We start from the raw sequence: 26640 nt of genomic DNA on the forward strand, positions 1-26640 counted from the left end.
CACATTCAATGTTCTAGTTTGAGTCCCACAAAAACCCTTTTGGTGTTGTATGGTTAAGCCTCACGGGCAATTAGTACAGGTTAGCTCAACGCCTCACAACGCTTACACACCCTGCCTATCAACGTTCTAGTCTCGAACAACCCTTAAGGACACATAAAGTGTCAGGGAAGACTCATCTCAGGGCTCGCTTCCCGCTTAGATGCTTTCAGCGGTTATCGATTCCGAACTTAGCTACCGGGCAATGCCATTGGCATGACAACCCGAACACCAGAGGTTCGTCCACTCCGGTCCTCTCGTACTAGGAGCAGCCCCCTTCAATCTTCCAACGCCCACGGCAGATAGGGACCGAACTGTCTCACGACGTTCTAAACCCAGCTCGCGTACCACTTTAAATGGCGAACAGCCATACCCTTGGGACCGACTTCAGCCCCAGGATGTGATGAGCCGACATCGAGGTGCCAAACACCGCCGTCGATATGAACTCTTGGGCGGTATCAGCCTGTTATCCCCGGAGTACCTTTTATCCGTTGAGCGATGGCCCTTCCATTCAGAACCACCGGATCACTATGACCTGCTTTCGCACCTGCTCGAATTGTCATTCTCGCAGTCAAGCGGGCTTATGCCATTGCACTAACCTCACGATGTCCAACCGTGATTAGCCCACCTTCGTGCTCCTCCGTTACTCTTTGGGAGGAGACCGCCCCAGTCAAACTACCCACCAGGCACTGTCCTCACCCCAGATAATGGGGCCAAGTTAGAACATCAACACTACAAGGGTGGTATTTCAAGGACGGCTCCACCACATCTAGCGACGCGGTTTCAAAGCCTCCCACCTATCCTACACATGTAGGGTCAATGTTCAGTGCCAAGCTGTAGTAAAGGTTCACGGGGTCTTTCCGTCTAGCCGCGGGTACACTGCATCTTCACAGCGATTTCAATTTCACTGAGTCTCGGGTGGAGACAGCGTGGCCATCATTACGCCATTCGTGCAGGTCGGAACTTACCCGACAAGGAATTTCGCTACCTTAGGACCGTTATAGTTACGGCCGCCGTTTACCGGGGCTTCGATCAAGAGCTTCGACCGAAGTCTAACCCCATCAATTAACCTTCCGGCACCGGGCAGGCGTCACACCGTATACGTCATCTTACGATTTAGCACAGTGCTGTGTTTTTAATAAACAGTTGCAGCCACCTGGTATCTGCGACTCCCAATAGCTCCATCCGCGAGGGACTTCACCGTCGAGAGCGTACCTTCTCCCGAAGTTACGGTACCATTTTGCCTAGTTCCTTCACCCGAGTTCTCTCAAGCGCCTTGGTATTCTCTACCCGACCACCTGTGTCGGTTTGGGGTACGATTCCTTACAATCTGAAGCTTAGAGGCTTTTCCTGGAAGCATGGCATCAATGACTTCACTACCGTAGTAGCTCGACATCGTGTCTCAGCCTTAAAGAGAGCCGGATTTACCTAACTCTCAAGCCTACGCACTTGAACCTGGACGACCGTCGCCAGGCCCACCTAGCCTTCTCCGTCCCCCCATCGCAATTGTAAGAAGTACGGGAATATTAACCCGTTTCCCATCGACTACGCCTTTCGGCCTCGCCTTAGGGGTCGACTTACCCTGCCCCGATTAACGTTGGACAGGAACCCTTGGTCTTCCGGCGAGGAGGTTTTTCACCCCCTTTATCGTTACTCATGTCAGCATTCGCACTTCTGATACCTCCAGCAGACCTTACAGTCCACCTTCAACGGCTTACAGAACGCTCCCCTACCCAATACAATAAATTGCATTGCCGCAGCTTCGGTTTATTACTTAGCCCCGTTACATCTTCCGCGCAGGCCGACTCGACTAGTGAGCTATTACGCTTTCTTTAAATGATGGCTGCTTCTAAGCCAACATCCTAGCTGTCTAAGCCTTCCCACATCGTTTCCCACTTAGTAATAATTTGGGACCTTAGCTGGCGGTCTGGGTTGTTTCCCTCTCCACGACGGACGTTAGCACCCGCCGTGTGTCTCCCGGATAGTACTTACTGGTATTCGGAGTTTGCAAAGGGTTGGTAAGTCGGGATGACCCCCTAGCCTTAACAGTGCTCTACCCCCAGTAGTATTCGTCCGAGGCGCTACCTAAATAGCTTTCGGGGAGAACCAGCTATCTCCAGGTTTGATTGGCCTTTCACCCCTAGCCACAAGTCATCCGCTAATTTTTCAACATTAGTCGGTTCGGTCCTCCAGTTGATGTTACTCAACCTTCAACCTGCCCATGGCTAGATCACCTGGTTTCGGGTCTATATCCAGAGACTGAGCGCCCAGTTAAGACTCGGTTTCCCTACGGCTCCCCTAAACGGTTAACCTTGCCACTGAATATAAGTCGCTGACCCATTATACAAAAGGTACGCAGTCACACCACGAAGGTGCTCCTACTGCTTGTACGTACACGGTTTCAGGTTCTATTTCACTCCCCTCACAGGGGTTCTTTTCGCCTTTCCCTCACGGTACTGGTTCACTATCGGTCAGTCAGGAGTATTTAGCCTTGGAGGATGGTCCCCCCATGTTCAGACAGGATATCACGTGTCCCGCCTTACTCGATTTCACTTATGCTGCGCTGTCGGTTACGGGGCTATCACCCTGTATCGCGTGCCTTTCCAGACACTTCACCTGACGCAATAAAAGCTTAAGGGCTAACCCAATTTCGCTCGCCGCTACTTTCGGGATCTCGGTTGATTTCTTTTCCTCGGGGTACTTAGATGTTTCAGTTCCCCCGGTTCGCCTCATTAACCTATGTATTCAGTTAATGATACGTGCTTATGCACGTGGGTTTCCCCATTCGGAAATCGTAGACTCAAGTGGCTTTTACTGCCTTATCTACGCTTATCGCAAGTTAATACGTCCTTCATCGCCTCTGACTGCCAAGGCATCCACCGTGTACGCTTAGTTACTTAACCATACAACCCAAAAGAGTTTTGTATGGTCAACACTAAAGGTGTCTCAATTTATTTAAACATGATTGAGACTGATAATTGCCGGACTCAAATATGAATAACTCGAAAGTTATTCCCAAGAACACTTGAATGTGTGTTGGTACCTAAATCAATACAGATTTAGGATTTGAGAACTTTTAATTAGATAACGATAAATCAAATCGTTATCTGTCAGCTTTCCAAATTGTTAAAGAGCAAGATGCATAAAACATCATTCAAATATTCTTATCAGAACATTTTGATGATGACTTACTAAAAAGTATTGGTGGGTCTGAGTGGACTTGAACCACCGACCTCTCGCTTATCAGGCGAACGCTCTAACCACCTGAGCTACAGACCCACATCTTTTTTTGCTCGATTAAACCTTATCAATCTGTGTGAACACTCATCGCAATAATCTTTCGTATAAGGAGGTGATCCAGCCCCAGGTTCCCCTAGGGCTACCTTGTTACGACTTCACCCCAGTCATGAACCACAAAGTGGTGAGCGTCCTCCCGAAGGTTAAACTACCCACTTCTTTTGCAGCCCACTCCCATGGTGTGACGGGCGGTGTGTACAAGGCCCGGGAACGTATTCACCGTAGCATTCTGATCTACGATTACTAGCGATTCCGACTTCATGGAGTCGAGTTGCAGACTCCAATCCGGACTACGACGCACTTTTTGGGATTCGCTCACCATCGCTGGTTGGCCGCCCTCTGTATGCGCCATTGTAGCACGTGTGTAGCCCTACTCGTAAGGGCCATGATGACTTGACGTCGTCCCCACCTTCCTCCGGTTTATCACCGGCAGTCTCCCTGGAGTTCCCGACATTACTCGCTGGCAAACAAGGATAAGGGTTGCGCTCGTTGCGGGACTTAACCCAACATTTCACAACACGAGCTGACGACAGCCATGCAGCACCTGTCTCAGAGTTCCCGAAGGCACCAAAGCATCTCTGCTAAGTTCTCTGGATGTCAAGAGTAGGTAAGGTTCTTCGCGTTGCATCGAATTAAACCACATGCTCCACCGCTTGTGCGGGCCCCCGTCAATTCATTTGAGTTTTAATCTTGCGACCGTACTCCCCAGGCGGTCTACTTAACGCGTTAGCTCCGAAAGCCACAGCTCAAGGCCGCAACCTCCAAGTAGACATCGTTTACGGCGTGGACTACCAGGGTATCTAATCCTGTTTGCTCCCCACGCTTTCGCATCTGAGTGTCAGTATCTGTCCAGGGGGCCGCCTTCGCCACTGGTATTCCTTCAGATCTCTACGCATTTCACCGCTACACCTGAAATTCTACCCCCCTCTACAGTACTCTAGTGAATCAGTTTCAAATGACCTTCCGAGGTTGAGCCCCGGGCTTTCACATCTGACTTAATCCACCACCTGCATGCGCTTTACGCCCAGTAATTCCGATTAACGCTCGCACCCTCCGTATTACCGCGGCTGCTGGCACGGAGTTAGCCGGTGCTTCTTCTGCAGCTAACGTCAAGCAATGCAGTTATTAACTACACTACCTTCCTCACTGCTGAAAGTGCTTTACAACCCGAAGGCCTTCTTCACACACGCGGCATGGCTGCATCAGGGTTTCCCCCATTGTGCAATATTCCCCACTGCTGCCTCCCGTAGGAGTCTGGACCGTGTCTCAGTTCCAGTGTGGCTGATCATCCTCTCAGACCAGCTAGGGATCGTCGCCTTGGTGAGCCATTACCTCACCAACTAGCTAATCCCACCTAGGCGTATCCAATAGCGCAAGGCCCGAAGGTCCCCTGCTTTGCTCCGAAGAGAGTATGCGGTATTAGCCATCGTTTCCAATGGTTATCCCCCTCTACTGGGCAACTTCCTAGGCATTACTCACCCGTCCGCCGCTCGTCAGCAAAGAAAGCAAGCTTTCTTTCTGTTACCGCTCGACTTGCATGTGTTAGGCCTGCCGCCAGCGTTCAATCTGAGCCATGATCAAACTCTTCAATTTAAGATTTTGTCGGCTCAATGAATACTGAACATTACATAAAGTAATGTTTGAATTGACTGTGCTGAGTCTTTCGACTCGTTGGTCACTTCGTTTCATTGAAACCTAATTTGAAGCCGAAGCTTCTAATTTGATTATCATCAACGAGTGCCCACACAGATTGATAGGTTTATATTGTTAAAGAGCAATGCTTTGAAGTTCACCTCAAAGCGGACGGCCATTCTAGCGATTTAAGTTTTAGTGTCAACCACTTTTTTCAAAACTTTTTTAAGCACTTGGCTTAGCTAGTAGACCTTGCTAACTCGTTGATTGCTTTGTTTGAAGCCATCCCGTGTCAGCGAGGTGGCATTATAGAGATCGGCGTCACGTTGGCAAGCGTTTTTTAGAGTTTTTTTTGAAAAAAATCGCACCTGAACAAATACCGTACGAAAGGCAATATTTATCCACAACAATGATGGCTTATCCACTAACTATTCACGTTTGGTTGTGACTAACTCGCGTTTAATCATCGCTATCGAAGAAATAAGAGATTCTAGAGCGGGGGTTAAGGTACTCTTTTACCTTATCGGGAAGTTTATTCGGCAATATAGCATTGACGATTTTGATATCTTTATCTTCTAACTCAATAATCGGTGCTTGGGTTCTAGGAACGGAAGGATCGTAAATAAGAACATTAGGAAAAAGGATAGCTTTACTATTTACGGATATCACTAACCCGACCATTTGGTTAGATAGTTGCACAACCGTGCCCGGAGGGTAAACGCCCATAAACTTAATCAACAGGTTCAAGTTATCGCTGTTGTAATGCTTCTTACAGTTCTTATATAAATGAGAAAGAGCAACATAAGGAATTTTTTGCTCGGAAGGAATATTCGGATGACACAAGTTATCGTAAGCATTAGCTAAGGAGACTATTTGCGACAACTCATCTATCTCTGACTCTTTTAACCCTTCCGGGTAACCGGAGCCATCACTAAGTTCATGATGCTGTGCAATCACCTTTTTGGCACTGTCAGGAAAGGTATCCATATTATTTGCCAATTCAACACCGTATTTTGTGTGAAGCTTTAGATAGTTTTTCTCAGGATCTGTTAAAGCAACTTGCTTACGGACAATCGTCGTGGGTACTTTTAGCTTACCTATATCATGAAATAGAGACGCAAATGATAACTCCTTCAATTGTTCTGACGACATTCCCTTCGCCTTACCAATCATCATTGCAATAACTGAAACGTTGAGTGAGTGAAAGTACACGTCCTCAAATTCGCTCTTACTATTTATAAGATGAAGAGTGACATGATCATCACTCATTAGTTTATCTACTATTTCACTTACCAACGCAGTTGCTTCATCGATCGCTTTTTCAGGTCGGCTGCGAATTTTATTCATCACCGCTCGCATCTGAGATAGTGAGCGTTCAAACTCTTTCTCACAGTTAATGACTCTGCGACGATAAGCATTTAGCTTTTCTATCCTTTCCTGTTTTTCTTCCCAAAGTCTTTTAGTCTCCGCATCCATTTCTTGTTTATCACCTTTATTTACTCCCTCTATGGATGGTTCGGTATTAGGAGGTAAAGGCTTAGTGTCACTTTGGTTCAAATTGATAAAGACGTGTTCAATCCCTAGATGGCGAATCATTTTGATCTGATCTTCGCTTTTGATCTTAAAGCTGTTGAACAGGAAGGGGTGGTCATTCCATTTAACAGGAAGCCGAATATGGAGACCGGGTTGCAGTCTATCAACGGTGATTTTTACACTCGCCACAAAAACAACCTCCTGTGTTTTAGCTGAACTATCACCACTTAAACGATGAATTATCAATGCTTGTGCAAGAAAGGCTACACGTATAGAAGAAGTAGAAGAGCTACTGTATCAAGTAGGAAAAGTACGCTAGCTCAAAGCAATAAACTCTCTGAAATATACATCTAAAAGATAGTCAATTTACTCCAACACGCAACCGTCTCAGCTGATAAATTCTTCAAAATGTATACGAACTCACTTGTTATCAAAAGAGAGACAAAGCTATGGGTAAATAGATATAACAAGCAACTTCAACACCCTTTATATGCTTTACTAATTGCGGGTTACGCTGATTCTCGAATAATTAATTCAGGTGTTAATATCAAACTTTGCAATACGTTATCCCTATTCTCCATTTGCCTGATCAGCCTCAGGCCCGCTTTACGTCCGATTTCTCTTACTGGTGTTGATATAAAAGTTAGTGAGGGCTGAGTCAAGGCAGCTTCAGGTACATCATCAAATCCAATTAGCGCTACTTGTTGGCCGATATGGTTATCCTTCCCTACGCTTCGGTTGGTTCTATTGACGCCATATAGGGCTCCTAAAGCCGTGACTGAATAATGGCAAAGAATAGCAGTGATAGTCGGGTGTTCGCTCAGAAGTTGCCTTACAGCATCTGACGAAGCAACCATGTCTTTCTCGCACTCAACAACCCAATCAGGCTTAAATGGCATACCAAATTGCATCAGAGTACTGCAGTAACCACCGAGTCTTTCTGCGCGACTCAATGAATCACCCTTTCCACCGACATAAGCAATTTGTCGATGACCACTCTGTATCAAGTACTCAGTGGCCATCTTAGCTGCCTGAACATTATCTGGTCCGACAAAATCGATGTCTTGACTGACTTTGGAGCGAGCCACACACACTTTAGGTACATTAATGCTAGATATCGAATGCGACGTTGGTAATCCAGCATCTCTAACAGGACAAAATACAAGGCCGCCGACCCCTTGAGCCATCATAGTAGAAATGCATTGCTCAAATCGGTCTTGGCTGGAACCGGATTGAGCTAAAAATAACATGTAGCCATTCTCTTCCAACACATCGCTTAGGCCCGCTGCAACTTCAGAATAATACGGATCACTAATATCTCTAACGATTAACCCGATCAGTTCCGAGCGCTGAGAGCGCAAATTAGAAGCAGCCCGGTTCTTAACATAACCAAGCTCATCTACCGCTGCATTTACCTTCGCTATTGTTTCGGGAGAAATTCTTCCTTTGTCACTTAAGGCCATAGAAACAGTCGTGACTGACACTCCTGCTTTCTCCGCGACATCCTTAATCTTAACTTTCTTCTCTGTCATCGCTATCCGAACTGTTTTACTGCACTCTGAGTGAGCCAATCATAGGCATGATAGTAAAACGTTAAACCTTTATAGATAAACACTATTCTTGCCACACTATAACACCTTACAGCAGATCATAAAATTATTCAGATCTCGATCACGGTAATTATGGTAAAACGTTTTATCATAATTTTAGCAAATAACCACCCTATTCAAGTAAAACAAATGACAACTGGTGAGCATGAGGCTCATCAATTCAATTAGAACGATGACCGGAGACGTCATATGAAATCCAAAAACAGCAAAGGTACTTTGTGGGAGTTTTTCCAAAGCCTAGGTAAAACATTTATGGTGCCAGTCGCCCTACTGGCATTCTCAGGTATTTTGCTCGGTATAGGCAGCTCTTTTTCAAGCTCTGCTTTAAAAGAAGCCCTACCATTTTTTGATACACCCATACTCCAATATATCTTTATTTGGATGACAAAAATTGGCTTAGTCGCCTTTATCTACCTTCCGGTAATGTTCGCTATAGCAATCCCTATGGGGCTAGCGAGAGAAGAAAAAGGCGTTGCGGCTTTCTCTGGTCTAGCTGGTTATGCGGCGCTTAATTTAGCCATCAACTTCTATCTAACAGTCAATGGCATTTTAGATAGCGAAGCGCTGCGCCAAAGCTATGGTGTGAAATCCATTCTAGGCACAGAATCCATTGATACTGGTATTTTGGGGGCGGTGATCGTCGGTATCATCGTTGCCAAATTGCATGCTCGCTTCTATACATTCAAAATGCCTGACGCACTAGCGTTCTTTGGTGGCGCGCGTTTTGTTCCAATCATTTCCACCCTAACCCTTGGCATTGTTGGTCTAGTTGTACCATTTGTTTGGCCATTCTTTGCAGCTGGTATCAACGGTATCGGTCATATCATTCACGGTGCCGGAGTTTTTGGACCATTCTTGTTTGGTACAGGTGAAAGACTTCTTTTACCTATAGGCCTTCACCATATTTTGGTGGCGCTAATTCGCTTTACGGAAGCTGGCGGCACAATGCATGTCTGTGGTGAAACTGTTTCAGGGGCATTGAATATTTTCTACTCTGAGCTTTCCTGTAATCAAGTTCATGCATTTACACCTTCTGTTACTGCATTCCTTTCTCAAGGGAAAATGCCGACTTTCCTTGGCGGCCTGCCGGGTGCGGCGCTTGCTATGTACCACTGTGCCAAGCCAGAAAATCGTGGAAAAATAAAAGCGCTACTGCTTTCTGGTGTTGTTGCTTGTATCGTAGGCGGCATCACTGAACCACTGGAATTCTTGTTCCTATTCACTGCACCAGCACTGTATTTTGTGCACGCCGTTTTAACCGGTTTAGGTTTCATGTTAATGGGCATGCTCGGCGTCACCATTGGCAACACAGATGGCAACATCATCGACTTCATTGTCTTCGGCGTATTACAAGGCACAGCCACCAAGTGGTATCTAGTACCAGTTGTCGCTGCTATTTGGTTTGCGGTTTACTACTCTGTGTTTAGGTTCGCAATTTTGCGATTCAATATAAAAACTCCAGGACGCGAATCCGATGAAACACCCGTTGCTGAAGAGCTTGAAGGTCTCGTTTTAACTGAAGGTAGCAAAGGCGGTTTAATTTTGGCAGCACTCGGAGGCTCTGCAAATATCACCTCACTAGATAACTGCATTACTCGTTTACGCTTGACTGTCGAAGACATCTCCCTAGTAAACGAAGCCAAGTTAAAATCTTATGGCGCATTGGGCGTTGTTAAGCTGGATGAACACAGTTTGCAAGTCGTCATCGGCACTCAAGTACACATAGTCAAAAATGAAATGCAATCACTCATGACTGCAACGGCATAAGTGTTGTTCTCAGGCGGAGTTAACTACTCCGCCTTTTCATTATCAACCCTTTTAAACCCAAGCACTCACCAAGACTCTGGTAAGACGTAAGAATTGGAGCTCCAATGTTTGATTTTTCAACCCCTATCGATAGAACAGGCACATACTGTACTCAGTGGGACTATGTTGAGGACCGCTTTGGTAAAGCGGGACTATTGCCATTTACCATTTCAGATATGGATATTGCTGCGCCACAAACAATTTTAGATGCAGTAACCAAAAGAATGACACACCCAGTATTTGGCTATAGCCGCTGGAATCACGACGACTTCAAGCAATCCATTACACGTTGGTTTTCAAAACGCTTTAATGCCGAGTTCACCGAAGAGCATGTTGTTTACGGCCCGTCTGTTATCTACATCATTTCTCAACTTATTCGCCAGTGGAGTAAGCCGCAACAAGGCGTCATCATTCACACTCCTGCTTATGATGCATTTGAAAAAATGATTTCTGGCCTAGAAAGAAAAGTTGTGACGAATCAATTGTTGCGCGATACATCGGGCTATTCTATTGATTGGCTCAAGTTCGAAGAACAACTATCTAACCCAGACAACACCATATTGTTATTGTGCAGCCCACATAACCCGACAGGCAAAGTTTGGAGCATTGAGGAGCTCGCTTATATGGCAGAGCTATGCGAAAAACACAATGTTGCCGTCATCAGCGATGAAATCCACATGGATATTTGCTTCAAACCCCACACTCCATGGCAAGGTTTCGGAATGTCAGATCACTGGGCTTTGGTTAGCTCAGCTTCAAAGTCTTTTAACATCCCAGCACTAAATGGCGCTTACGCTTTTATTGCCAATGAAGAAATAAGAAATCAGTACCTATTCAACTTAAAACAAGTTGATGGTTTATCGTCTCCACCAATTCTGGGCATTCTTGCTCTGATGACAGCATACGATGAAAGCGAAGCTTGGTTAGATGAATTGGTTAGTTATGTACGGGATAACCATGACTATGTGCAGCAAGAATTAGCGCGTGAACTACCTAGCATTGGCTATCAAATTCCAGATGCAACATATCTCGCATGGATTGATTTATCTTCTCTTGCTATCAACATGGATGAGCTAAATAACCATCTAATCGAAAAATATAACGTTGCTATCATGCAAGGAAAAACATATGGAGAAGCGGGACAACACTTTGTAAGGCTAAATCTTGGTTGCCCTCGCTCTAAAGTGGAAGCAGGTGTGGGTGCTCTTGTTGGTGCGATTAAGGATTTAACTAAGAGCGACTAGACATTAAATCTTGGTTTGCTGCTTTGCTCGATGAACTACTACCCGCGAGTTGAGCTAGCCTCTCAGTCATATATGAAAGAATATTAGTTTGAGCGGTCAGCAAACCAACCAGAACAACCCCGCCACCCATCAAGTGATAAAAGGTCGGTGGCTGGCCAAGGAAAATAGAGCTGATAGACACCGTAAACACAGGAACCAAGTTCATCAAAAGTGTTGCGCGAGCGGCCCCTATTTTTTGCACGCCTAGGAACCAAAGCCAAGGAGCCAGTACTGAAGCGAACGCAGCAGCAAAAAACACCATAGGAATCGCTTGAGTTTCTATCGCATAAGAATGGCTAATCAGGAGCAAAGGCAGTTGCAGAAGTGCTCCAAGCACAACTTGGCAGAACACGGATGTCCATGGCTTTAATGGCAGCTTCCACTTGTTCAAAAGCACTGAGTATAAAGCGTAAGCTAGGCTAGATATAAACATCAGCCCGTCACCAACGCTTATTCCTTGTGAAATAAGGCTTTGTGGATTGCCTTTACTCAGCATATAAACGAGTCCAGAAAAAGACACTAGCGCTCCAATTAGTGCTTTCTTCTTCAATGGACTTCCCAATAAAGGAACTGATAAGAAAATACCAAACAATGGCATTAAAGATAGAAAAACAGCGATATTGGTTGCGCTCGTTGTATAAGCAGCATAATAGGCAAGACACTGATTCAACACCATTCCTAGTGATGCAAGGATAGCTAGTTTGGCCAAGTTGGCGACCACGACATTTTTTTGCTTTAGCACACTTCGAATGCAGAAAGGCAACAAAATAAGCATCGCGAAAAACCAGCGATAAAAAGCAATAGCTCCGGGCTCGATAACCCCCGTCGCCAGCTTACTAACAACAGCGTTTGCCGCCCATATAAACACCGCGGCAATTGGAAAGATAAACTTCATGGCAATCTCCATAAACTAAGAAGTTAAAGAGATTGTGACACTAAATATAGGTGCCACTGTATGTCACTTAGGACACCCAATATGCCAGACAGGACAGTCAAAAAATTCATGCCAGAGTTGGAAAAACAACTACCTACCGAGGTGTTTTTTCACTACTTCTATTTTGAGGCAAAAACAGAGACCTTGCCGCACTCTCACGAGTGGGGGCAACTACACATCATCAAACAGGGTGTGTTAGAAATGGAAGTGGAAAAACAAAAAATGATTTGCCCAGCAAGCTACGCTATTTGGACACCAGCAAACAAAGTACATCAAGCTTTTAATCGCAATGATCTTGAATACTGTGCCATCAACGTATCAACAAACCTATGTAAAAAGCTGCCAAAGGAAGCCTGCATGATTCCGCTTACACCATTGTTAAGTAGCATTATCCACGATCTTACTTCTCGCAGCACAACTTCCATTCTTTCAGAAGAAGATAAATGTTTAAGCTACGTACTCATGAATCGTTTAGCACAAACCACACCCATCAATAACTTTCTGCCTATGAGCACCCATAAGCTTCTATTGCCGATTATCGAGCAACTACAAGCAGAGCCAACTGATACTACAAGCCTTAGCGAATGGGCAAAACGAGTATTTAGCACCGAGAGAACACTGGCAAGACATTTCCAAAAAGAGTTAAAGATGAGCTTTAACGAATGGCGTCAGCGCGCAAAGTTGGTTAAGTCAATGACACTACTTAAACAACCCATTTCCATCAATGAAATCGCCTTTCAACTAGGCTATAGCCAAGGCTCATCATTTATTAAGATGTTTAAGAAGTTAACGGGAATTACGCCAGACCAATACCGAAAGCAGACATGGCAAACGAAATAAAAAGGGAACGAATACATCACGTTCCCTAGTACTGTCGCTCTGCTTACAGGAATGGCGAATAACTTACTACCTCTGAAAAGTATCACACACTCAGAGTTTTATATCCTTCAGCATGCTTCAATCATTTACGTACTTACTTGTATCGCTACCTATAGCTTAGATACCTAAAGCACCACTCTTAACAATTCCAATTTTCGAACCACCAAAAAGCCATTGGAAATTTATATAAGGACGAATGATGGAAATAAGCAACTCAATAGTTATTGGCATGATACTGGCCCCTTTAGCATTTTCTAATGTTCATGCGTTAGAAATATGGGACGCCCAAAAAATCTACACGTCTGGAAACCTCGTTAAGTGGAAGGATAAAGCATATATATCTTCACACCAAACGATTGGCATAATGCCGATCACTAACAATATTTCATGGGATGGCTGGGTCGATCTTGAAACAGATACTGTTGAAGCATGGGAACAAGGTTCGACATACAATTCTGGTGATATCGTTGAGTTCAACACTGTGTACTACATAGCAAAGTGGCAGAGCCAAGGTACTCTTCCTGAAGGCAACAGTTCATGGCAGCGACTAGGTATTGACTCAACTACAATGTCTCGTACATTTAAACAAGAACTAACTCCGGAAGTAGAGTCAGTAGTTGGTTTTGACAAAAATAGAGATGGCCTACGTGACGATTACGCCGAAATAATCACCAACTATTACTCTAAACAAGAAGAGATCCGCCTTGCTATTTTGGCTGGCACAGAGTTTGGCAAATATATTGAATTCAGCGAAAACGACATTGATATATCGATTGAAGATGCAAAATACATGGCTATTAATATTGGTACGCTTAGGCATTGCCTAGATCTTTATAAGACTCTAAACCCAAACTTTATTGATCCTGCCAAACTATACTTCAATACACTCGACCGGGCACTAGCAAAGCGCAAAGCCTCTTCGCGCCTTTATAAATCGCTTCAAGGAAATGAACCTGAAGTGCTCGGAATAAATTGTGAACCATTTATTCAAGGGGTAAGAAAATAAAAAGAGTTACTTTCACGTTGATAGGACAGCAGCAATGTCGAAAAGAATAGTACAATTCAGATACAATAAAGCCCCGACTTTCGTCGAGGCTTTATTGTTTAAATATGGTACCGGTGGGCGGACTTGAACCGCCACGCCCGAAGGCAACGGATTTTGAATCCGTCGTGTATACCAATTTCACCACACCGGCATCTCTGAGCTTGTGCCCGTTGATGAGAGGCATTATACGTAAGAAGCGTTGTGGTGCAAGAGCAAAACTCAGTATTTCCAGTTGTTTGCTGATTATTTAGCCACAACGGACAAATATGAGAGTTGAGACGTTTTAATCCAGCAAGTGACAAGATATGCTTTGCCCAATTTCAGTAAGGACGTGAAAGCAACATGACAGATCTATCCTCTCTGCCGAAAGCGGGATTTTTAAGAAGATTAGGAGCTCTTTTTTATGACTTCTTAATCGTAATCGCCATTGAAATGATTGCGGCAGGAATTGTTATTGCTGTCTTGCAAGCACTAATGAAGTTCCAACTGCTAAATCTGGGACCATATGCGGATATCGCAGACTTACTAGATAACCATCCGATTTGGAGCCACGTATATCTGCTCTATCTAGTCGTTGTCTGGGTAAGCTTTTACCTTTATTTTTGGGGAAAAGCTGGACAAACTTTAGGGATGCGAGCGTGGCGCTTGAAGCTGATCGACAAACAAGGCAACTACGTGACCAACATCCAAATCATTGTTCGTTTGATCTCTTCCTTGTTTGGCCTTGCAAACTTACTAGCTTTATTTGGCAAAAGAGGTCTACAAGACATAATAGCAAGAACAGAAGTTATAGTGTTACCACAAGCCAATTAGAGCTACCCACAACTTTAACCACTCAATAAAGATATTCCAGACAAAAAATAAGGAAGGCCAATGTCTTCCTTATTTCTGTTAGAACTTCTCTACAACTTTCTCCGCAGAAGTAGCAAAGCAATAATTAGAGCGACGATACTCGGGGCAATAGCGCCGATTAATGGCGGAAATCCGTATACCAAAGTCATAGGGCCAAAAAATTCGCTGGCGATATAAAATGTGAAACCAGCAATGACACCTGACAGTATTCTCGCCCCCATAGTTACGCTTCGAAGAGGGCCAAAAATAAATGACAGCGCTAGAAGCATCATCACAGCTATTGATAACGGCGAGGTGATTTTACCCCAGAAAGCCAGTTCGTAGCGTGACGCATCCTGATCGGAAGCTTTCATGTAACTAACATAATCGTACAACCCACTTAAAGAAAGCTCAGCAGGTTTGACAGTTACCACCGCTAACTTGTCTGGTTCTAACGATGTCGTCCACACTTTCTTATCAACTTCTGTTTTGACTAGTTTATCGTGGCTTGCAAACTGAGTAATTTGAACATGTTTCATTAACCAGTGATGCTCTGAAACAAAATCTGCTTCTTTTGCGTAGATAACACTTTTTAGCTGCTTATTTTTGCCAAAGCGCCACATATTTAGGCCAAAAACTTTATTGTCTTCCACTTTGCCGATAAACATAAAATCATTTGCATCTCTTGCCCAAACACCCGTTCTTGCAGAGAATATCTTACCGTTAGACGTTGCATAGGCTCGCAAGTCTCGCGCCATTTTCTGTGCCTGTGGTGCGCCCCACTCACCTAGCAGCATAACAACAATCATAAGTGGGACGGCTGTTTTCAGAACCGATAGTCCGATATCCAGCTTCGAGTAACCCGATGCTTGCATGACGACAAGCTCAGAGCTAGACGCTAAAGAACCTAAGCCAATCAATGCACCAAGCAAGGCTGCAAGAGGGAAAAACATTTCGATATCACGCGGCACACTCAACATAACAAAGTAGAATGCTTGCAATAAATCGTAGGTACCTTCTCCAACTTTACGAATCTGCTCTACATATTTGATGATGGCCGACAGCCCAACGAACGTCGCCAGTACAATGGAAGTTGTAGCAATGATGGTTCGGCCAATATATAAGTCGAGGATTTTAAACACCGTTTAGGCCACCTTCTTTCGCTGGTTGAATCTTTCTTTAAATTTTCTCATTGGAATACTCTCCAACGAATTGACCGCAATAGCACTAAGTAAAAGGGCAGCATTCGCGGGCCACATGCCAATCCATGCAGGTATTGAACCATCCTGAATGCTGGATTTCATTGCACTTATGAGCAAGAAATACGTGAGGTAGATAAGAATAGCTGGTCCCATTTTCGCGAAGCGCCCTTGACGAGGGTTAACTTTCGAAAGTGGAACAACAAGCATGGTCAATAATGGAATGCAGATCACAAGGGATATTCGCCACTGAAGCTCTGCTTTTGCTTGTAAGTTTGACGATTTCAGTAGTTCCAATGTCGGTGTTGCTTCCCAATCTCTACCCGGCTGGCCTACCGCACGCTTACCGATAACACCTGTATATTTATCAAAATTCGTGACCATATAATCAAGACGAGTCGGCACACCCTCATAGCGCGTACCATCATACAAAGTGATGACTTGGCGACCCGTTTTTGACTCAGAAATATTTCCTGTATGAGAGAACATCACGCTTGGCAGCAAGGAACCTTGCGGCCTAAGCTGAGCAACAAACACGTTGGTTAACTGTTTGTCTTTTATATTGTCAATGAATATGACCGATGAACCATCAGGTGAGGGCTGAAAAGTTCCTTTTTTAAGGAGCTCTACGGAGTCTTGAGCTTCTATTTTAGCCAGAATTTCACCCACTTTGTGCTGTCCCCAAGGGGAAAGCCACAGCGAGTTAAAGGAAGCGACCCCCATGGTAATCAACGCCAGATATAGAGCAGCATGAATCAAGAACTTGTTGCCAATACCCGTGGCGTTCATCACCGTAATTTCACTTTCCGCATACAAGCGACCAAATGTCAGCAAAATACCAACAAAGATACTAAGCGGAAGCATGAGCTGTCCCATCTTTGGCATATTAAGCGCAACAATTGGAATAATCATATTAGCAGGGATATTGCCATCAGATGCATCACCCAATACACCAATAAACTGCTGACTTAGAAACACCAAAAACAGCACAAAAAAGATCGCTAACTGGCTCTTGATTGTCTCGCGGATCAAATATCTAACAATAATCACGCTGAAATTACCTACACAAAACTTGTATTTTTAATCGAATCACTATAATTTCCCGTTGAACCTTATTATTTTTAAATTTTTTTCTAACTGTTAGTTTGCTAATTTAAAGACGATCCGCGCGCGGATTCAACAATTAAGATGCATTATCTAACATTTAGTTCTATTTGTCTTCAGGATGTAGGAGTACGCATGGAGTTCAGTGTAAAAAGTGGTAGTCCAGAAAAGCAGCGAAGTGCATGTATCGTTGTCGGAGTATTTGAGCCACGCCGCCTTTCTCCAGTAGCTGAGCAATTGGATAAAATTAGCGATGGCTACATCAGCTCGTTGCTTAGACGAGGCGATTTGGAAGGCAAACCCGGGCAGATGCTACTGCTTCATCAAGTTCCAGGTGTGCTTTCTGAACGCGTTCTTTTAGTTGGCTGTGGTAAAGAACGTGAGCTCGGCGAACGTCAATATAAAGAAATTATCCAAAAAACCATTAGCACTTTAAATGAAACAGGCTCTATGGAAGCAGTATGTTTCCTTACTGAGCTGCATGTAAAAGGTCGCGATACTTACTGGAAAGTAAGACAAGCGGTTGAAGCGACAAAAGATGGCTTATATACATTTGATCAATTCAAAAGCAGTAAGCCAGAAACTCGTAGACCACTTAGAAAGCTAGTGTTTAATGTACCGACTCGCCGCGAGCTAAATATCGGTGAAAAAGCGATTGGTCACGGCCTTGCTATCGCATCTGGTGTGAAGGCGTGTAAAGATTTGGGCAACATGCCACCAAACATCGCCAACCCTGCGTACCTAGCATCACAAGCTCGTCGCCTTGCCGATGACTTCGATACCGTCAAAACAAAAATTGTCGGTGAAGAAGAAATGGAAAAACTAGGCATGACGTCTTACCTTTCTGTCGGTCGTGGTTCTAAAAATGAATCAATGATGTCTGTGATTGAGTACAAAGGCAATCCAGATTCTGACGCGAAGCCAATTGTCCTAGTTGGTAAGGGGCTAACGTTCGATTCAGGCGGTATCTCGCTTAAACCGGGCGAAGGCATGGACGAGATGAAATACGACATGTGTGGCGCAGCGTCTGTTTTCGGCACCATGAAAGCTCTTGCTAAACTTAACCTACCTGTCAATGTAGTTGGTATTCTCGCTGGTTGTGAAAACATGCCTGGTAGCCAAGCCTATCGCCCGGGTGACATCTTAACAACTATGTCTGGCCAAACAGTTGAGGTTCTAAATACTGATGCTGAGGGTCGCCTAGTACTTTGTGATGCTCTTACTTATGTTGAGAAATTCAATCCAGAGTGTGTGATTGATATTGCAACATTAACTGGCGCTTGTGTTATTGCTCTTGGTCATCACATTAGTGGTGTTATCTCGAACCATAACCCTCTATCACACGAAATCATTAACGCTTCTGAGCAGGCAAGTGATCGTGCATGGCGTTTGCCAATGACAGATGAGTTCCAAGACCAATTGAAGAGCCCATTTGCTGATATGGCGAACATTGGTGGTCGCCCTGGCGGTACCATTACTGCAGGCTGCTTCCTATCAAAGTTTGCGAAGAAGTATCATTGGGCTCACCTTGATATTGCAGGCACTGCATGGAAATCTGGTGCAGCCAAAGGCTCAACTGGACGCCCTGTATCTCTGCTAGTTCAGTTCCTTCTAAACCGAAGCGAAGAAGCTGAAGAGTAATCGTTAAAGGGCCGAAAGGCCCTTTTTTAGCTTTCATTCCTATGGCCAACGCAACCTTTTACATCATTTCAGCAGATACGCCTCAAGCCACAGAATCTGGCTTAATGGAGTACATATTGTTTCTCTGTCACCACTTTGTTCAGCAAAATGCGAAGCTATTCATTAACTGTGAAAACAAGCAACATGCAGAACAACTTGCCGAGATATTTTGGGACTCTGCACCAAGCGATTTCATTGCGCACAATTTAGTTGGTGAAGGGCCTCAATACGGAACCAATGTAGAAATAGGTTATGACGGTAAAACGCCTTCTTGGAACCGACAAATTGTAATTAATTTGGCCAATACTCATACAACCTTTGCGAACCAGTTCACAGAGGTGGTAGACTTCGTCTCTTGCGATGAAAAGGCAAAGCAAATTGCCAGAGGACGATTTAAACAATATCGTCACGCTGGTTTCCAAATGCAAACCATCGACATAAAACACCCATAGTCAAACCTTATAGCTAAGGCTATCTTTTGCTAAGATGCCTCACTTATAACGTTTGACTTAATACTCACAATCACAGTATCCATTAAGAGCGCTATGGAAAAGACATACAACCCAACTTCAATCGAACAAGCTCTTTATCAAGCTTGGGAAGAAAAAGGCTATTTTAAGCCACACGGTGACACCACTAAAGAATCATACAGCATAATGATCCCGCCACCGAACGTCACTGGTAGCCTGCACATGGGCCACGCGTTCCAAGACACAATCATGGATACTTTGATTCGTTGTGAACGAATGAAAGGCAAAAACACCTTGTGGCAAGTTGGTACTGACCACGCAGGTATCGCTACACAAATGGTTGTTGAACGCAAAATTGCTGCTGAAGAAGGCAAAACTAAGCACGATTACGGCCGCGAAGCTTTCATCGACAAGATTTGGGAATGGAAAGGCCAATCTGGTGGCACCATTACTCAGCAACTTCGTCGCTTAGGCGCATCCGTTGACTGGGATCGTGAGCGCTTCACGATGGATGATGGTTTATCTAACGCTGTTCAAGAAGTTTTCGTTCGTTTATATGAAGAAGATTTAATCTACCGCGGCAAGCGCCTAGTTAACTGGGATCCAAAGCTGCACACTGCTATTTCTGATCTGGAAGTAGAAAACAAAGACAAAAAAGGCCACATGTGGCACTTCCGCTATCCACTAGCAGATGGCGTTAAGACGGCAGAAGGCAAAAACTACATCGTTGTTGCAACAACACGTCCTGAAACCATGCTTGGCGATACTGGTGTAGCTGTTAACCCAGAAGATCCACGTTACAAAGATCTGATCGGCAAAGAGATTGTTCTTCCTATCGTTGACCGTCGCATTCCTATCGTTGGCGATGAGCACGCCGATATGGAGAAAGGTACTGGTTGTGTAAAAATCACACCAGCGCACGACTTCAACGACTATGAAGTGGGTAAGCGCCACCAGCTACCAATGATCAACATCCTAACGTTTGACGCCAACATTCGTGATGCTGCGGAAGTGTTTAACACTAATGGCGAAGCAAGCGATGCATACTCGACTGAGCTTCCTGCTAAATACCATGGCATGGAGCGCTTTGCTGCTCGTAAAGCTGTTGTTGTTGAGTTTGAAGAACTTGGTCTTCTTGACGAAATTAAAGATCACGATCTAACGGTTCCTTACGGCGATCGTGGTGGCGTGGTTATCGAGCCAATGCTGACTGACCAATGGTACGTTCGCACAGCTCCTCTGGCGGAAACAGCAACTAAAGCTGTTGAAGATGGCGAAATCCAATTCGTTCCTAAGCAGTATGAAAATATGTACTTCTCTTGGATGCGTGACATTCAAGATTGGTGTATCTCTCGTCAGCTTTGGTGGGGCCACCGCATCCCTGCATGGTACGACAACGATGGTAATGTCTACGTAGGTCGCACTGAAGAAGAAGTTCGCGCCAACAACAACCTTGCACCAGTGGTAGTATTACGCCAAGACGACGACGTATTGGATACTTGGTTCTCTTCTGCGTTATGGACATTCGGTACTCAAGGCTGGCCTGAGAACACAGACGACCTAAAAACGTTCCACCCATCAGATGTACTAGTGACTGGTTTCGACATCATCTTCTTCTGGGTTGCTCGTATGATCATGATGACGATGCACTTCTGTAAAGATGAAAATGGCAAGCCACAAGTACCATTCAAGACGGTTTATGTTACGGGCCTAATCCGCGACGAAAACGGCGACAAAATGTCGAAGTCTAAAGGTAACGTGCTTGATCCAATCGATATGATTGATGGTATTGATCTTGAATCGCTCGTGACTAAGCGTACTGGCAACATGATGCAGCCTCAACTAGCGAAGAAGATTGAGAAGAACACTCGTAAGACATTCGAAAATGGTATTGAAGCGTACGGTACAGACGCTCTTCGATTCACGTTAGCTGCCATGGCTTCAACTGGCCGTGATATCAACTGGGATATGAAGCGCCTAGAAGGTTACCGCAACTTCTGTAACAAGCTTTGGAATGCTAGTCGATATGTTCTTATGAATACTGAAGAACAGGATTGTGGATTCAAAGGTGGTGAGATTGAATATTCACTAGCAGATAAGTGGATCGAGTCTCAGTTTGAGCTAGCTGCGAAAGAGTTCAATGGTCACATTGATAACTTCCGCCTAGATATGGCCGCGAACACAATTTATGAGTTCGTTTGGAACCAATTCTGTGATTGGTACCTGGAGCTAACTAAACCTGTTCTATGGAAAGGAAATGAAGCTCAGCAACGTGGTACACGTCGCACGCTGATTACCGTTCTAGAGAAAACGCTTCGCCTAGCACACCCAGTTCTGCCATACATTACAGAGACGATCTGGCAAAGCGTGAAACCACTTGTTGACGGTGTTGAAGGCGACACTATCATGCTGCAAGCTCTGCCTCAGTATGATGAAGCAAACTTCAACCAAGAAGCGCTTGATGACATTGAATGGGTGAAGTCTTTCATCACAAGTATCCGTAACTTGCGTGCTGAATACGACATCAACCCGGGTAAACCTCTGGAAGTGATGCTAAAAGCCGCTAGTGAGCAAGATGCTGCGCGCCTAGAAACTAACAAACAAGTACTGGTTTCTTTAGCGAAGCTTGAGTCAGTTCGAATCCTAGCTGCTGATGAAGAAACTCCAGCGTGCGCAACAGCGCTTGTTGCTAAGTCTGAGTTAATGATCCCAATGGCGGGCCTTATCGACAAAGATGCCGAGCTTGCTCGCCTTGACGGTGAAGTGAAAAAGACTCAAGGCGAAATCAAGCGTCTGGAAGGCAAGCTAAACAACGAGGGCTTTGTTGCCAAAGCACCTGAAGCCGTTGTCGCAAAAGAAAGAGAAAAACTTGAAGGTTACAAAGAAACGTTAGCTAAGCTAGAAGAGCAAAAGCAAACTATTTCAAACCTTTAATCATCTAAATCTAGTATTTAAAGGCAGCACAATGTGCTGCCTTTATTTGTTCTGAGCCTACCTCTAAAGTTGTATCTTTACCGATCCATTAACTAATATTTATATTGATAGATATATAAATAAAGGCACATTATGGACCTTCGCTTACCGTTCAGAAAGCTTGTCACCAATATAATATTCGCTCTAAGCATTGTTTTAGGCTCTTCTTTTGCAGCTCAAAGCTCCGAAAACAAAATAGTGAAAATCAGCGCTGGCGAGTGGCCGCCTTTTATTGGCCAAGATTTGGAGAACAACGGATTTGTTGCCGAGATCATTACCGAAGCTTTCGCTAGCCAAGGCTACCAAGTTCAGTTCTATTTTTTACCTTGGAAGCGCGCCTATAACGATACTCAACAAGGAAAGTACGATGCTAGTGCGATTTGGATGTTCGATGAAAAGCGAACTGAACATTTCCTATATAGCGATCCTGTTAGCCAAGAACAATTCGTGTTTTTCCACCATATCGACACCCCTTTTGAATGGAAACAGATGGATGATATTAAGGGTAAACACCTTGGAGGCGGCCTAGGCTATAGCTATGGTGAAGAGCTCAATAAGCTCATTGAACAAGGGCAAGTCACGATGAGTCGAGTAAATGAGCCTAAACAAAACTTACTCATTTTGGCTCACAAACGTATCGACCTGTTTCCTGAAGAAGTTCACATTGGAAAATATACGCTCGAGCAACAGCCTATCGGGGTCCAACAGCAAATCACCTATCACCCCACTCCATTCCTCAGCAACAGTAACTTCTTGCTGCTGCCTAAAGCGAACAACCGCAGTGATGAACTAAGAAAAATATTCAATCAAGGGTTGAAGGAATGGAAGGCCAAGCAATCAACAACCACCTCTAAGCCTTAACAGTACTTAACACTTTGGCAGTAATTTATAGTCTGGCAATTGCTCTGCTGGATGAAAGTGCTGAAAAATTTGCTGATTAGCAAGCGGATAAAAATCGCACTTAACAAATGCGCTAGATAGCATTTCAGTCGATGGGTGATAAAAACTCAACTCAGCAGCGTGCAATTGCAATCTATCGGAAAACTCAAGTGCCTCACCAGTAGAGTAAAACTCATCCCCTACAATTGGATGACCTAATGCCTGCATATGTACTCTCAACTGATGAGAGCGTCCAGTAATAGGCAACAAGCGCACTACACAGGTTTGCTGCTCCCTCTCAACCACTTGATATAAGGTTTTTGACGGTTTACCGTGCTCAAAGCACACTTTCTGTCTTGGACGATTTGGCCAGTCACAAATTAAAGGCAAATCAACTTCACCTTCATCCCGCGCTAAGTTTCCCCATACGCGAGCATAGTAAATCTTATGGGTTAAACGATATTGAAATTGCTTTTTAAGAGCTCTCTCTGCCTGCTTATTTTTAGCTAGCAGCATAAGACCTGAAGTCGACATATCTAAACGGTGAACAACTTGTATCTCTGCAAACTCTTCAACAAGCCTGCTCCACATGCTGTCATAGTGCTCTTGCAGCTTGCCCGGTACTGATAACAACCCTGATGGCTTATTCACCACTAGAATGTCATCATCTTGGAAAACAATGTCTATCCAAGGATCTGTAGGTGGGGTGTAGTCAATCATTGCCATCGTTCTGCAAAAGGCCTGTCTCGTTAAATAAGCGGCAAATTATACAGAACAGTCATATCGGTGCTACTAAAAACTCTCCTCACTCACATATAGCTGTAGCTGAACAAGCTATTCAGTGATTTAATACCTAGTAGTAAATATTCGAAACATTTAAATAACAATAACGTTTATATCTAGTTAGCAGGAAGCTCCAATGGATCAATCTCCAGAACTCAACAACACCACTCCTTTACCACTTTCTAAACTAATAAAGTCACTTGGCCCGGGCATAATGATGGCGGCTGCCGCGGTCGGAGGCTCACACCTTGTTGCGTCTACCAAAGCTGGCGCTATTTATGGCTGGCAGCTCGCCGGGCTGATTCTATTGGTCAACATTTTTAAATACCCATTTTTCCGTGCAGGCATCCAATATACGATGGGAACGGGAAAAAGCTTAGTTGAAGGCTATGCTCGACTTGGCCGAGTCTATTTATATTTCTTCGCACTACTTTGCGTCATCTCAGCGGTCATCAACACGGCAGCGCTTGTTATCTTTAGCGCTAGTTTGCTCAGCTACTTTATCCCATTTAACCTCTCAACCCTTTGGCTATCAGGGATCATCATTGCAGTTTGTATGGGGATATTGATTGCTGGCCATTACCGAGCTTTAGACATTCTCTCTAAGTTCATTATGGCAACCCTTTCTATCGCGACTCTCATCGCAGTAGCGATTGCCTTTGATCTACCTACAGCAGCCAATGCTGTCACGGTCGAGGCTTCTCCTTGGAACTTAGCTGCTATTGGGTTTATTGTCGTCACCATGGGGTGGATGCCTGCTCCAATAGAAATATCAAGCATCACCTCTATGTGGCTAAAAAACCAAACCAAGCATCAAAATGTCACCAAGCAATCCGCTTTATTTGATTTCAATGTTGGTTATATCGGAACAGCAGTGCTCGCCTTAGTCTTTCTCGCTTTAGGCGCGTTGATATTACATGGTTCAGGGGAGAAGCTTTCTGCCTCAGGTGTTGGCTTTACTCACCAGCTTGTCGGCATGTATGCCGCGACAATTGGTGAGTGGTCACGCTACCTTATCGCAGTGATCGCCTTCTTCTGTATTTTTGGTAGTACGATTACCGTTATTGATGGCTATGCACGAGTCATATCAGAGTCTCAACGACTAATACAAAACAAACCAGAATGTAGCTCTCGAACGACACAAGCATGGATGTGGATAATCTCGATTTGTGCATTAACGATACTGGCTTTTTTTACATCAGCACTGATGCCAATGCTTAACTTTGCCATGATCATGGCCTTTATCACCACACCATTTTTTGCCCTTTTGAACTATCTGCTCATCAACAGTCCAGCACTACCTGAATCACTTCGTTCAGGCAAAGTGATGAAGAGCCTCTCAATTGTTGGCTTGATATATTTGTTTGGATTTTTAGCCGTCTTTATTTGGTGGAAGTGGTTTTTCTAAATATTTCTGTTAACCACTCAATCTATCGCCTCTTTTATGGGGCGATAGTTGTTTCTGGGGGTTTAAAATTAAGTTTCATGAACAATATGAACTTAATTAATTTATTGCTCTTTATTCTCTTTAATTCCTCTATCTGTGCAATCTAGTTCTCTCGCTCTAAGTTAAAAAATGACAACAAATGCAACATAAACGAAACATTTAAAGCTACAAAGAATAAGTTTATACGGACGAGGAACAAACCATGGTCAAGGTACTGAAGCAAACACTTGCCACACTAGCGATTACCGCTAGCTTTTCATTTAGCGCATTTGCCGCTGATATGGAGAAAATCCACTTTTTAATTCCCGGTGGTGCCGGCGGCGGCTGGGACATGACAGCTCGAGGCACCGGTGATGCCTTAGTCAAATCACATATTGTTGATAAAGTCTCTTTCCAAAACCTCTCTGGCGGTGGTGGTGGCAAAGCGATTGCACACCTTATCGAGACAGCTAAACGTCAAGGCGACACCTTAATGGTGAACTCTACGCCGATTGTCATCCGATCGCTCACTGGCATTTTCCCTCAATCTTTTCGCGATCTGACACCAGTAGCTGCAACAATCGCTGACTATGGCGCTATCGTTGCTCCTGCAGACTCTAAATACAATAGCTGGCAAGAAGTGGTAGAAGATTTCAAGGCCAACCCTCGTAAAGTTAAAATCGCTGGTGGTTCAGCTCGCGGCAGCATGGATCATCTAGTTGTTGCCGCTGCGTTTAAAGGCGAAGGCTTCAATCCTAAAACTGTTCGCTACATTGCCTACGATGCCGGTGGCAAAGCAATGGCTGCTCTTCTATCTGGAGAAACTCAGCTTCTTTCAACAGGGCTTGGGGAAGTGCTAGAGATGTCCAAAAGTGGCCAAGTGAAAATTCTCGCCATCACAGCACCTAAGCGCCTAGAAGCTGCACCAAATATCCCAACACTAGCGGAATACGGAAATAACACCGTATTCGCTAACTGGCGTGGGTTCTTCGCCGCTCCGGGCACCTCTCAGGAGAAGATCGACGAGTTCAACACAGCTCTGTCTAAAATGTATAAAACCAGTGAATGGGCAACCGTTCGCAATCGCAATGGTTGGATCGATAACTACAAAGCCGATCAAGATTTCTACCACTTCCTAGAAGATCAAGAAAAGCAAATGGGCTCGCTAATGCGTGAACTCGGCTTTTTAAACTAAGTTTCAACGTTTCTTATCGAGATGAGCAGAAATTACAGCTAACTA

Annotated in this window: 17 protein-coding genes, 2 tRNA genes and 2 rRNA genes; 11 read left to right on the top strand and 10 right to left on the bottom strand. The window is 44.4% G+C overall.

The features are described from left to right. Positions 1-49: 49 nt before the first annotated feature. The 5 genes from L7A31_RS17470 to malI form a co-directional block, all read right to left on the bottom strand. A 23S ribosomal RNA gene (locus L7A31_RS17470) occupies positions 50-2939 on the bottom strand. A 299-nt stretch (positions 2940-3238) separates the two neighbouring features. Then, positions 3239-3315, bottom strand: a tRNA-Ile gene (locus L7A31_RS17475). 66 nt (positions 3316-3381) lie between these two features. Continuing rightward, positions 3382-4926 (bottom strand): 16S ribosomal RNA (locus tag L7A31_RS17480). The 16S and 23S rRNA genes sit together here with 1 tRNA gene alongside, the layout of an rRNA operon. Positions 4927-5424: 498 nt before the next feature. Then, on the bottom strand, positions 5425-6687 hold the full coding sequence (locus tag L7A31_RS17485) for an HD-GYP domain-containing protein (protein ID WP_237363046.1): 1263 nt from the start codon (positions 6685-6687) through the stop codon (positions 5425-5427). Between the two features lie 320 nt (positions 6688-7007). Continuing rightward, complete coding sequence (gene malI, locus L7A31_RS17490; RefSeq protein ID WP_237363047.1) at positions 7008-8030, bottom strand: Mal regulon transcriptional regulator MalI; 1023 nt, start codon at positions 8028-8030, stop codon at positions 7008-7010. Between the two features lie 267 nt (positions 8031-8297). Here malI and malX point away from each other — a divergent pair, with 267 nt between their 5' ends. Both malX and L7A31_RS17500 read left to right on the top strand, forming a co-directional pair. Continuing rightward, on the top strand, positions 8298-9875 hold the full coding sequence (gene malX, locus L7A31_RS17495; protein ID WP_237363048.1) for a maltose/glucose-specific PTS transporter subunit IIBC: 1578 nt from the start codon (positions 8298-8300) through the stop codon (positions 9873-9875). Between the two features lie 104 nt (positions 9876-9979). Beyond that, the gene (locus tag L7A31_RS17500) at positions 9980-11158 is read left to right on the top strand and encodes a MalY/PatB family protein (RefSeq protein WP_237363049.1); all 1179 of its coding nucleotides are present in this window, start codon (positions 9980-9982) and stop codon (positions 11156-11158) included. Here L7A31_RS17500 and L7A31_RS17505 read toward each other — a convergent pair. Continuing rightward, on the bottom strand, positions 11145-12092 hold the full coding sequence (locus tag L7A31_RS17505; protein WP_237363050.1) for a DMT family transporter: 948 nt from the start codon (positions 12090-12092) through the stop codon (positions 11145-11147). The two genes, L7A31_RS17500 and L7A31_RS17505, sit on opposite strands and share 14 nt — an antisense overlap. Positions 12093-12173: 81 nt before the next feature. Here L7A31_RS17505 and L7A31_RS17510 point away from each other — a divergent pair, with 81 nt between their 5' ends. Continuing rightward, complete coding sequence (locus L7A31_RS17510) at positions 12174-12971, top strand: AraC family transcriptional regulator (protein WP_237363051.1); 798 nt, start codon at positions 12174-12176, stop codon at positions 12969-12971. Positions 12972-13209: 238 nt separating this feature from the next. Next, the gene (locus tag L7A31_RS17515; protein WP_237363052.1) at positions 13210-14016 is read left to right on the top strand and encodes a carbohydrate-binding protein; all 807 of its coding nucleotides are present in this window, start codon (positions 13210-13212) and stop codon (positions 14014-14016) included. Between the two features lie 105 nt (positions 14017-14121). On the opposite strand, the gene L7A31_RS17520 is transcribed toward L7A31_RS17515, so the two are convergent. Continuing rightward, a tRNA-Leu gene (locus L7A31_RS17520) sits at positions 14122-14206 on the bottom strand. Between the two features lie 191 nt (positions 14207-14397). On the opposite strand from L7A31_RS17520, the gene L7A31_RS17525 reads away from it, so the two are divergent. Next, positions 14398-14868 carry an RDD family protein gene (locus L7A31_RS17525; RefSeq protein ID WP_237363053.1) on the top strand — a complete coding sequence of 157 codons (471 nt, stop codon included), beginning with the start codon at positions 14398-14400 and terminating at the stop codon, positions 14866-14868. A gap of 89 nt (positions 14869-14957) precedes the next feature. On the opposite strand, the gene lptG is transcribed toward L7A31_RS17525, so the two are convergent. Together lptG and lptF are read right to left on the bottom strand one after the other, a co-directional pair. Next, the gene (lptG, locus tag L7A31_RS17530; protein ID WP_237363054.1) at positions 14958-16028 is read right to left on the bottom strand and encodes an LPS export ABC transporter permease LptG; all 1071 of its coding nucleotides are present in this window, start codon (positions 16026-16028) and stop codon (positions 14958-14960) included. A 3-nt stretch (positions 16029-16031) separates the two neighbouring features. Further along, positions 16032-17135, bottom strand: a complete 1104-nt coding sequence (gene lptF / locus L7A31_RS17535) for an LPS export ABC transporter permease LptF (protein ID WP_237363055.1) — start codon at positions 17133-17135, stop codon at positions 16032-16034. 189 nt (positions 17136-17324) lie between these two features. Here lptF and pepA point away from each other — a divergent pair, with 189 nt between their 5' ends. From pepA to L7A31_RS17555, 4 genes are all read left to right on the top strand, one after another. Then, positions 17325-18830 carry a leucyl aminopeptidase gene (gene pepA / locus L7A31_RS17540; RefSeq protein WP_237363056.1) on the top strand — a complete coding sequence of 502 codons (1506 nt, stop codon included), beginning with the start codon at positions 17325-17327 and terminating at the stop codon, positions 18828-18830. A 41-nt stretch (positions 18831-18871) separates the two neighbouring features. Next, complete coding sequence (locus L7A31_RS17545) at positions 18872-19321, top strand: DNA polymerase III subunit chi (protein ID WP_237363057.1); 450 nt, start codon at positions 18872-18874, stop codon at positions 19319-19321. A 93-nt stretch (positions 19322-19414) separates the two neighbouring features. Next, positions 19415-22273 (top strand): valine--tRNA ligase, encoded by a 2859-nt coding sequence (locus L7A31_RS17550; RefSeq protein ID WP_237363058.1) that lies wholly within the window; start codon positions 19415-19417, stop codon positions 22271-22273. Between the two features lie 132 nt (positions 22274-22405). Next, the gene (locus L7A31_RS17555) at positions 22406-23173 is read left to right on the top strand and encodes a substrate-binding periplasmic protein (protein WP_237363059.1); all 768 of its coding nucleotides are present in this window, start codon (positions 22406-22408) and stop codon (positions 23171-23173) included. Between the two features lie 6 nt (positions 23174-23179). On the opposite strand, the gene rluA is transcribed toward L7A31_RS17555, so the two are convergent. Continuing rightward, positions 23180-23917, bottom strand: coding sequence for a bifunctional tRNA pseudouridine(32) synthase/23S rRNA pseudouridine(746) synthase RluA (gene rluA, locus L7A31_RS17560; RefSeq protein WP_237363060.1), 738 nt, complete (start codon positions 23915-23917; stop codon positions 23180-23182). A gap of 193 nt (positions 23918-24110) precedes the next feature. Here rluA and L7A31_RS17565 point away from each other — a divergent pair, with 193 nt between their 5' ends. Further along, on the top strand, positions 24111-25382 hold the full coding sequence (locus tag L7A31_RS17565; protein ID WP_237363061.1) for an NRAMP family divalent metal transporter: 1272 nt from the start codon (positions 24111-24113) through the stop codon (positions 25380-25382). Between the two features lie 241 nt (positions 25383-25623). After that, positions 25624-26595, top strand: coding sequence for a tripartite tricarboxylate transporter substrate binding protein (locus L7A31_RS17570; RefSeq protein ID WP_237363062.1), 972 nt, complete (start codon positions 25624-25626; stop codon positions 26593-26595). The last annotated feature ends 45 nt before the right edge of the window (positions 26596-26640 follow it).

Origin of the sequence: Vibrio marisflavi CECT 7928, assembly GCF_921294215.1 — a bacterium.
Taxonomy (GTDB): Bacteria; Pseudomonadota; Gammaproteobacteria; order Enterobacterales; family Vibrionaceae; genus Vibrio; species Vibrio marisflavi.

Excerpts from the sequence above, each read along its gene's own strand:
- L7A31_RS17525 (WP_237363053.1), top strand. The coding sequence starts at position 14,398 with ATGACAGATCTATCCTCTCTGCCGAAAGCGGGATTTTTAAGAAGATTA.
- L7A31_RS17510 (WP_237363051.1), top strand. The coding sequence starts at position 12,174 with ATGCCAGACAGGACAGTCAAAAAATTCATGCCAGAGTTGGAAAAACAA.
- L7A31_RS17500 (WP_237363049.1), top strand. The coding sequence starts at position 9,980 with ATGTTTGATTTTTCAACCCCTATCGATAGAACAGGCACATACTGTACT.
- L7A31_RS17570 (WP_237363062.1), top strand. The coding sequence starts at position 25,624 with ATGGTCAAGGTACTGAAGCAAACACTTGCCACACTAGCGATTACCGCT.
- L7A31_RS17565 (WP_237363061.1), top strand. The coding sequence starts at position 24,111 with ATGGATCAATCTCCAGAACTCAACAACACCACTCCTTTACCACTTTCT.
- rluA (WP_237363060.1), bottom strand. The coding sequence starts at position 23,917 with ATGGCAATGATTGACTACACCCCACCTACAGATCCTTGGATAGACATT.
- L7A31_RS17550 (WP_237363058.1), top strand. The coding sequence starts at position 19,415 with ATGGAAAAGACATACAACCCAACTTCAATCGAACAAGCTCTTTATCAA.
- malX (WP_237363048.1), top strand. The coding sequence starts at position 8,298 with ATGAAATCCAAAAACAGCAAAGGTACTTTGTGGGAGTTTTTCCAAAGC.
- L7A31_RS17515 (WP_237363052.1), top strand. The coding sequence starts at position 13,210 with ATGGAAATAAGCAACTCAATAGTTATTGGCATGATACTGGCCCCTTTA.
- L7A31_RS17545 (WP_237363057.1), top strand. The coding sequence starts at position 18,872 with ATGGCCAACGCAACCTTTTACATCATTTCAGCAGATACGCCTCAAGCC.
- malI (WP_237363047.1), bottom strand. The coding sequence starts at position 8,030 with ATGACAGAGAAGAAAGTTAAGATTAAGGATGTCGCGGAGAAAGCAGGA.
- L7A31_RS17555 (WP_237363059.1), top strand. The coding sequence starts at position 22,406 with ATGGACCTTCGCTTACCGTTCAGAAAGCTTGTCACCAATATAATATTC.
- pepA (WP_237363056.1), top strand. The coding sequence starts at position 17,325 with ATGGAGTTCAGTGTAAAAAGTGGTAGTCCAGAAAAGCAGCGAAGTGCA.
- L7A31_RS17505 (WP_237363050.1), bottom strand. The coding sequence starts at position 12,092 with ATGAAGTTTATCTTTCCAATTGCCGCGGTGTTTATATGGGCGGCAAAC.